Here is an 8,473-nt window from a genome sequence, read left to right on the forward strand (position 1 = left end):
GGACGCCCCATCACCAATAAGAACCTCAGGTACCTTGCGATGCACAACCAGATCGCCAGCTTTCGCGCGGCGCTCGACGCGCGCCCCGTGTCCCGCTACCAGTGGCTGTTGCTGCTGCTCCTCGCCCTGTTGCTGGTCACCGATGGCTACGATGCCCAGGTGCTCGGCTACGTGGTGCCGACCCTGGCCCAGGAATGGGGCCTGGACAAGGCCGCATTCGGCCCGGTGTTCAGCGCCAACCTGTTCGGCCTGACCGTCGGTTCGCTGCTGGTGACGCCGCTGGCTGACCGCTTCGGCATCCGCCGGGTGCTGCTCTGCTGCGTGCTGATCTACGCCAGCCTGACCGTCCTGATGGTCTTCGCCGGTTCCCTGGAAAGCCTGATGCTGGCGCGCTTCGTCTGCGGCATCGGAATGGGCGGGGCGATGCCCAGCGCCATGGCGCTGATGGCCGAGTATTCGCCACCGCGCCTGCGTACCCTGATGGTCACCCTGGCGGCCTGCGGTTTCTCCTTCGGCGGCGCCGCCGGCGGTTTCGTCGCCGCCGCCTTCATGGACGGCTTCGGCTGGCAGGCGGTGTTCCTCGCCGGCGGCGTCACCCCGTTGCTGCTGTTCCCCTTCCTCCTCCTGTTCCTCCCGGAGTCGCTGCCGCGCCTGCTCCGCGACGCACCGCCCTATGCCCGCCTGCGCCAGCTCAGCGAGCGTATGGCGCCGGGCTGGCAGCCGCCGCCGGCAGAGGCCGACGCCGAGCCGGCGGCAAGCCTGACCGTGCTGGAGCTGTTCCGCCACGGTTACGCGCGGCCGACCCTGCTGCTCTGGGCGACCTTCTTCGTCAGCCTGATCCTGCTCTACTTCATGGTCAGCTGGCTGCCCTCGCTGCTCCAGGAAAGCGGCCTGACACGCAATGCGGCGAACCTGGCGACCTCGATGTTCCTCTTCGCCGGCACCCTCGGCGCGATGCTCCTGGCCTGGCTCGCCGACCGCCTGCGCAGCAAGGTCCGCCTGCTGGCGGCGATTCTCGCCGGCGCCGCGCTATTCACCCTGCTCCTCGGCCTCAACCACGACCAGCCGCGCTGGCTGCTGGCGTTCGTCTTCGCCGCCGGCTTCTGCATCATCGGCGGGCAGTTGACCCTGAACGCCTTCGCCAGCAACTTCTACCCGGCCCAGGTACGCGCCACCGGCACCGGCTGGGCGCTGGGCGTGGGCCGCTTCGGTTCGATCCTCGGCCCACTGTTCGGCAGCCTGCTGCTGGGCATGCACATATCCGTGGAGAACATCTTCATGCTTGCGGCGTTTCCCGCCGGGCTCGCCGCGCTACTGATCCTCCAGGTCCGCTCGCCCGCCGCCCAGGCGCAGCGGGAAAGCGCCGCCGCGCTGGCCGTCGAGGAATCCTGAGCCTTCACCGCGAGCGGCTTCCCGGCTACAGTGGCGGGCCGTTTCGCCGTCCGCCGCAGGAGCCGCCGATGAACGACGCCGACAGCCTCCAGGATTACCAACGCGTGCGCCAGCAGGCGATCCGTTCGCTGTTCGAGATCGTCGAAGGCTCCAGCGAAGGCACGGTGATCGTCGACCGCGAGGCCCGCATCGTCTGGATCAACCAGCGCTACGCCCAGCGTTTCGGCCTCGCCGACCCGGCGCAGGCCATCGGCCGGCCCTGCGAAAGCGTGATCCCCGGTAGCCTGCTGCGCGAAGTGGTAGGCAGCGGCAAGCCGATCCTGCTGGACATGATGGACAGCGCGAAGGACCCGCTGGTGGTGATGCGCCTGCCGATCCACGACGACGCCGGCGAAGTGATCGGCGCCATCGGCTTCGCCCTGCTCGACGAACTGCGTTCGCTGTCGCCGCTGGTGACCCGCTACCTGAGCATGCAGCGCGAACTGGCCTCGACCCGCTCGCAATTGCAGGCGCGCCAGGCCAAGTACAGCTTCAGCCACTTCGTCGGCACCAGTCCGGTCAGCCTGGAAGTCAAGCGTCGCGCCCGTCGTGGCGCGGCCAGCGAAGCGCCGGTGCTGTTGCTCGGCGAGACCGGCACCGGCAAGGAACTGCTCGCCCACGCCATCCACAGCGCTTCGCCGCGGGCGCACAAGGCCTTCGTCAGCGTGAACGCCGCGGCGATCCCGGAAAGCCTGCTGGAGGCCGAATTCTTCGGTACCGCCCCGGGGGCCTTCACCGGTGCCGAGCGCAAGGGCCGGCCAGGCAAGTTGCAGGTGGCCCAGGGCGGCACGTTGTTCCTCGACGAGATCGGCGACATGCCGCTGGCCTTGCAAGGTAAGCTGTTGCGCGTGCTACAGGAGAAAGAGTTCGAAGCGGTGGGTTCCAACGAAGTGATCCGCAGCGACATCCGCCTGGTCGCCGCCACTTCCATCGACCTGCAGCAGGCGATGCGCGAAGGCCGTTTCCGCGCTGACCTCTACTACCGGCTGAACGTCCTGCCGATCGAGATCCCGCCGTTGCGCCAGCGCCTGGACGACCTCCCGGCGCTCTGCGAGTCGATCCTCGACAGCCTCGACCACGGCCGTCTCCACGAACTCGGCGGCGACGCCCTGGCGCTGCTCGCCCGGCATGCCTGGCCGGGCAACGTCCGCGAACTGCGCAACGTGCTGGAACGCGCGCTGCTGCTGGCCGACCAACGGTTGCTGGACGCCGCCGCCCTCGGCGCGGCGCTGGGGCCCCTGCAACCGCTGCCGGAGCTGCCTCGAGCGGCGGACGACAGGCCGGTCGGGGATTTCCAACAGGCCCGCGAAGCCTTCGAGCGCGACCTGATCGGACGGGCCCTGGCGCAGAGTGCCGGCAATGTGGTGGAAGCGGCGAAACGCCTGGGCCTGGGTCGCTCGACCCTGTACAAGAAGATCGTGGCGCTGGGCATGCGTCTCGATAGCGGGACTCATCTCGAAATAGAGACGAACTGAGACCTGCATAGCCACGGAACTTTCGCTCGATTACGTCTCCATTTTGAGACAACGCTATTCCCCACGCTCCCCTTCGTCTCGCCGCAGCCCACGAAAACCGCGATTCTGGGGCCTGGCACGGTTATCGCAACGTGCCTTTCCGACGGCCCTGCCCCGTTCCAGGCCGTCACGCCGTTGCCCGCACCGTTCGACAACAAGAAACAGGCCCGGAGCGCCTTCCCCATGCGAAGCGCGCCCCGCAGCGCCGTGGAGATATGCCCGATGAGCGTGATCATCGCCCTTGCCGCCCTGGGCCTGCTGATGCTGGCCGCCTACCGGGGCTACAGCGTCATCCTGTTCGCCCCCCTCGCCGCCCTCGGCGCCGTCCTGCTCACCGATCCCAGCGCGGTCGCGCCGACCTTCACCGGGGTGTTCATGGAGAAGATGGTCGGTTTCATCAAGCTTTACTTCCCGGTATTCCTGCTTGGCGCGGTGTTCGGCAAGCTGATCGAGCTGGCCGGCTTCTCCCGTTCCATCGTCGCGGCGGCGATCCGCCTGCTCGGCACCCGCCAGGCGATGCTGGTGATCGTACTGGTCTGCGCGCTGCTCACCTACGGCGGCGTCTCGCTGTTCGTGGTGGTGTTCGCGGTCTACCCGTTCGCCGCGGAGATGTTCCGCCAGAGCGACATCCCCAAGCGGTTGATTCCGGCGACCATCGCCCTCGGCGCGTTTTCCTTCACCATGGACGCGCTGCCCGGCACCCCGCAGATCCAGAACATCATCCCCTCGACCTTCTTCGGCACCCACGCCTGGGCCGCGCCCTGGCTCGGCACCCTCGGCGCGCTGTTCGTCTTCGCCGTGGGCATGCTCTACCTGCGACGCCAGGCGAACAAGGCGCGGCGCAACGGCGAAGGCTACGGCAGCGACCTGCGCAACGAGCCGGAGACCGCCGATGACCTGCGCCTGCCGAATCCCTGGCTGGCGCTCTCGCCGCTGGTGCTGGTCGGGGTCGCCAACCTGCTGTTCACCCACTGGATCCCGCAATGGTACGGCCAGGTCCATACCCTGCAACTGGCCGGCATGGCCACGCCGTTGCAGACCGAGGTCGGCAAGCTCACCGCGATCTGGGCAGTGCAGGCGGCCCTGCTGCTGGGCATCCTGCTGGTGCTGGCGAGCGGCTTCGCGGCGATCCGCAGCCGCCTCGCCGAAGGCACCCGCAGCGCGGTGGCCGGCTCGCTGCTGGCGGCGATGAACACCGCCTCGGAATACGGCTTCGGTGCGGTGATCGCCTCGCTGCCGGGCTTCCTGGTGCTGGCCGACGCGCTCAAGAGCATTCCCAATCCGCTGGTCAACGAAGCGATCACCGTCACCCTGCTGGCCGGCATCACCGGTTCCGCGTCGGGCGGCATGAGCATCGCCCTGGCGGCGATGTCCGATACCTTCATCGCCGCCGCCAACGCCGCGCAGATCCCCCTGGAAGTCCTCCACCGGGTCGCCGCCATGGCCAGCGGCGGGATGGATACCCTGCCGCACAACGGCGCGGTGATCACCCTCCTGGCGGTCACCGGCCTGACCCATCGGGAGGCGTACAAGGACATTTTCGGTATTACCCTGATCAAGACCCTGGCGGTGTTCTTCGTCATCGGGCTGTTCTACGCCACCGGCCTGGTCTGATCCGCCCTTTTTTCATCCAGCGGGAGAAACAGCATGACCCTGAAAGGCAAGACCGCCCTGGTCACCGGTTCCACCAGCGGCATCGGCCTGGGCATCGCCCTGAGCCTGGCCGAGGCCGGCGCCGACCTGCTCCTCAACGGCTTCGGCGAGGTCGACGCGGCACTGGCGCAGGTCCGCGCCCGCGGCGTGCGCGCAGAGCACCACCCGGCCGACCTCTCCAGCCCGGAGCAGATCGGCGAACTGATGGCCTTCGCCGAGCGGACCTTCGGCGGCGTCGACATCCTCGTCAACAACGCCGGCATCCAGTACGTGGCGCCGGTGCAGGAATTCCCCACGGAACGCTGGGACGCGATCATCGCGATCAACCTGTCCTCAGTGTTCCATACCACCCGCCTGGCCCTGCCGGGCATGCTCGCGCGCGGCTGGGGGCGGATCGTCAACATCGCCTCGACCCACGGCCTGGTCGCCTCGGCCGGGAAGAGCGCCTACGTCGCCGCCAAGCATGGCGTGCTCGGCCTGACCAAGAGTGTGGCGCTGGAAACGGCGCGCACGCCGGTGACCTGCAACGCCATCTGCCCCGGCTGGGTGCTGACCCCGCTGGTGCAGAAGCAGATCGACGCGCGCATCGCCGAGGGCGTCTCGCCCGAACAGGCGGAACACGACCTGCTGGCGGAAAAGCAACCCTCGCTGGCCTTCGTCACCCCCGAGCAACTCGGCGGGCTGACGCTGTTCCTCTGCAGCGAAGCCGCCGACCAGGTGCGCGGCGCGGCCTGGAACATGGATGGCGGCTGGGTGGCGCAGTAGCCGGGGCGGCCTGCCTCTCCCCAGACCCTATCCCTGAAGGGAGAGGGAACCATCCGGAGTTCGCCCGCCCCATTGCGTAGGGCGGATAACGCCACAGGCNTCCGCCGATACCTCGTTTCCCGGCGCGGCTACCCTCGCCCCAACCTTCTCCCTGAAGGGAGAGGAAGTTATCGGGGGGGCGATGCGCTACGGCATCACCGGCGGGATGTACGCCAGGGTGCTGCCCAGGGCCCAGAGCAGACCCAGCACCAGCGGGATGTGCACCAGCAACTGGACGAACGAGAAGCCGATCAGGTCGCGCGCCTTCAGCCCCAGCACGCCGAGCAACGGCAGCATGTAGAACGGGTTGATCAGGTTCGGCAGCGCCTCGGCGGCGTTGTAGATCTGCACCGCCCAGCCGAGGTGGTATTGCAGCTCGTTGGCCACCTGCATCACGTACGGCGCCTCGATGATCCACTTGCCGCCGCCGGAGGGAATGAAGAAGCCCAGCACCGCCGAGTACACGCCCATCAGCAGCGCGTAGGTGTCGTGGGAGGCGATCTGTACGAAGAAGGTCGAGATATGGTGGGCCAGGGTCTCGCCGTCGCTGCCGTTGACCGTGGTCATGATCGCCGCGATCGAGCCGTACAGCGGGAACTGGATCAGCACCCCGGTGGTGGTCGGCACCGCGCGCGCCACCGCGTCGAGGAAGCTGCGCGGGCGCCAGTGCAGCAACGCGCCGAGCATCAGGAACAGCAGGTTATAGGTGTTCAACCCGGAGATCGCCAGGATCGCCGGCTTGGTCGAGAACTCGTGGACCAGCCAGCCGCCGGCCAGCAGTACCAGCAGGATGATCAGCAACGGGCTGTGCTCCAGCCACTCGCCGGGCCGGGTCGGCGCCAGCCTGGCCGGAGCGGTGAAGCTCACGTCGACCCCGCAATCCTTGGCGTCGCGGGCGCTGGCGGCGCTCGGCGCGGTCATGTAGGCGATCACCAGCGAGACCAGGATCAGCGCCAGCAGCATGACCCCGGACTGCCAGAGGAAGATGGTCTCGGTGAACGGGATCACCCCGGTGATCGCCAGGATCGACGGTGGCAGGCTGGCCGGGTTGGCCTGCAACTGCGCGGCCGACGACGACAGGCCCAGCGCCCACACCGCGCCCAGCCCGAGGTAGGCCGCGGCGCCGGCGGCGCGGTAGTCCATGCGCAGGTCGCTGCGGCGCGCCAGGGCGCGTACCAGCAGGCCGCCGAAGACCAGGCTGAGGCCCCAGTTGAGCAGCGAGGCGAGCATCGACACCAGCGCCACCCAGCAGACCGCCGAGCGGCCATTCTTCGGCACCCGCGCGAGCAGGTCGATGAGACGCGAGGCGGGGCCTGAACTGGCCACCACATAGCCGCCGATGACCACGAAGGCCATCTGCATGGTGAACGGGATCAGGCTCCAGAAACCGTCGCCGAAGGCTTTCGCCGTGGCGGTCGGTCCGGCGCCCATGGCCAGCGCGGCCAGGCTGACGATGAGGATGGCCAGGGCGGCGAACACCCAGGAGTCGGGAAACCAGCGCTCGGCCCAGTTCGAGCAACGCATGGCGAAGCGCGCGGAGCGGCTTTCTTGGATGGGAAGGATAGCGGTCATCGCGGATTCTCTCGGTTTTATTGTTATTCGGCGACTACGGGGCCGCCTGTGTGTGCTACGGCTCCCTGGGCACCCGGCCGTCCCGAGGGGCGGAACGGTACGGGGCCGGTCGGACGGTCAAGGCCGTCCGCCGCTCGTTCCCTGGACACGAGCGCGCCATGCCCCCGCGAAAGGACATGGCGCGATCACGCCGCGAGCGGCAGGTCGATGGATCAGTCGCGGGCCAGGGTCAGGGCGACGCCCTGCCCGCCGCCGATGCACAGGGTGGCGAGGCCCTTCTTCGCGTCGCGACGGATCATCTCGTGCAGCAGGGTCACCAGCACCCGGCAGCCGGACGCGCCGATCGGGTGGCCAAGGGCGATGGCGCCGCCGTTGACGTTGACCCTGGCGGCATCCCAGCCCAGTTCCCGACCCACCGCCAGGGACTGCGCGGCGAAGGCCTCGTTGGCCTCGATCAGGTCCAGTTGCTCCAGGCTCCAGCCGGCCTTGTCGAGCGCGCGACGGGTGGCGGAGACCGGGCCGATGCCCATGATCGCCGGGTCGACCCCGGCGCTGGCGTAGCTGGCGATCCGCGCCAGCACCGGCAGGCCCAGGGCCTTGGCCTTGGCTGCGCTCATCAGCAATACCGCGGCGGCGCCGTCGTTGAGGCTGGAGGCGTTGCCGGCGGTGACGCTGCCGTCCTTCCTGAAGGCCGGCTTGAGCTTGGCCAGGGCCTCGACGGTGGTGCCGGCGCGCGGCTGCTCGTCGGTATCGAAGCTCAGCGGCTCGCCCTTGCGCTGCGGGACCTGGATCGGCGTGATCTCGTCGCGGAAGCGCCCGCCCTCGATGGCGGCGATGGCCTTCTGCTGCGAAGCGGCGGCGAAGGCGTCCTGCTCCTCGCGGGTCAGGCCGTACTTCTCCGCCAGGTTCTCGGCGGTGATGCCCATGTGGTAGTCGTTGAAGGCGTCCCACAGGCCGTCCTCGATCATGCTGTCGACCAGCTTCGCATGGCCCATGCGCAGGCCGGTGCGGGCGCCGGGCATGACGTAGGGCGCCAGGCTCATGTTCTCCTGGCCGCCGGCGACGATCACCTCGGCGTCGCCGCAGCGGATCGCCTGGGCGCCCAGGTGCAGGGCCTTGAGGCCGGAGCCGCAGACCTTGTTCAGGGTCATGGCCGGCACGCCGACCGGCAGGCCGGCCTTGATCGCCGCCTGGCGCGCCGGGTTCTGCCCGGACCCGGCGGTGAGCACCTGGCCGAGGATCACTTCGTCGACCTGGCCGGCATCGAGACCGGTCTGTTCGAGCAGGCGGCGGATCACCGCGGCGCCCAGCTCGGGGGCGGGAATGCCGGCCAGCGAGCCCTGGAAGCTGCCGACGGCGGTACGGGTAGCGGCGACGATGACGACGTCTTGCATGGATGGTTCTCCTGGATTCGCCCGTGGCCGGGCCGAATCGCTGCGGGTGGACGTAGGCGGTGCGACAGGCTCCTATCCTACGCCCTCTGGAAAGGACGGTCCGCG

The 8,473-nt window shown here is 68.9% G+C and carries 6 protein-coding genes; 4 read left to right on the forward strand and 2 right to left on the reverse strand.

All coding sequences use genetic code 11. The features are described 5' to 3' along the window. Positions 1–39 precede the first annotated feature (39 nt). The 4 genes from ACTJJX_RS30640 to bdhA all read left to right on the forward strand — a co-directional run bounded on the left by ACTJJX_RS30640 (position 40) and on the right by bdhA (position 5,363). Positions 40–1,392: an MFS transporter gene (locus ACTJJX_RS30640; RefSeq protein WP_016851705.1), complete on the forward strand. Its 1,353-nt coding sequence runs from the start codon at positions 40–42 to the stop codon at positions 1,390–1,392. A gap of 68 nt (positions 1,393–1,460) precedes the next feature. Then, positions 1,461–2,906, forward strand: a complete 1,446-nt coding sequence (gene hbcR, locus ACTJJX_RS30645) for a sigma-54-dependent transcriptional regulator HbcR (protein ID WP_016851706.1) — start codon at positions 1,461–1,463, stop codon at positions 2,904–2,906. Between the two features lie 261 nt (positions 2,907–3,167). Then, positions 3,168–4,559 (forward strand): GntP family permease, encoded by a 1,392-nt coding sequence (locus ACTJJX_RS30650; RefSeq protein ID WP_003088575.1) that lies wholly within the window; start codon positions 3,168–3,170, stop codon positions 4,557–4,559. 33 nt (positions 4,560–4,592) lie between these two features. Beyond that, positions 4,593–5,363: a 3-hydroxybutyrate dehydrogenase gene (gene bdhA / locus ACTJJX_RS30655; protein ID WP_003100413.1), complete on the forward strand. Its 771-nt coding sequence runs from the start codon at positions 4,593–4,595 to the stop codon at positions 5,361–5,363. Between the two features lie 186 nt (positions 5,364–5,549). Here the strand turns inward: bdhA and ACTJJX_RS30660 are convergent, their stop codons facing one another. Beyond that, entirely contained in the window at positions 5,550–6,974 is a 1,425-nt protein-coding gene (locus ACTJJX_RS30660; protein ID WP_003100415.1) for a short-chain fatty acid transporter, read from the reverse strand. Positions 6,975–7,186: 212 nt separating this feature from the next. Then, positions 7,187–8,368: an acetyl-CoA C-acetyltransferase gene (locus tag ACTJJX_RS30665; RefSeq protein ID WP_003121716.1), complete on the reverse strand. Its 1,182-nt coding sequence runs from the start codon at positions 8,366–8,368 to the stop codon at positions 7,187–7,189. Positions 8,369–8,473 lie beyond the last annotated feature (105 nt).

This window comes from Pseudomonas sp. 22490 (genome assembly GCF_052044465.1).
In the GTDB taxonomy this organism is placed as follows: domain Bacteria; phylum Pseudomonadota; class Gammaproteobacteria; order Pseudomonadales; family Pseudomonadaceae; genus Pseudomonas; species Pseudomonas aeruginosa.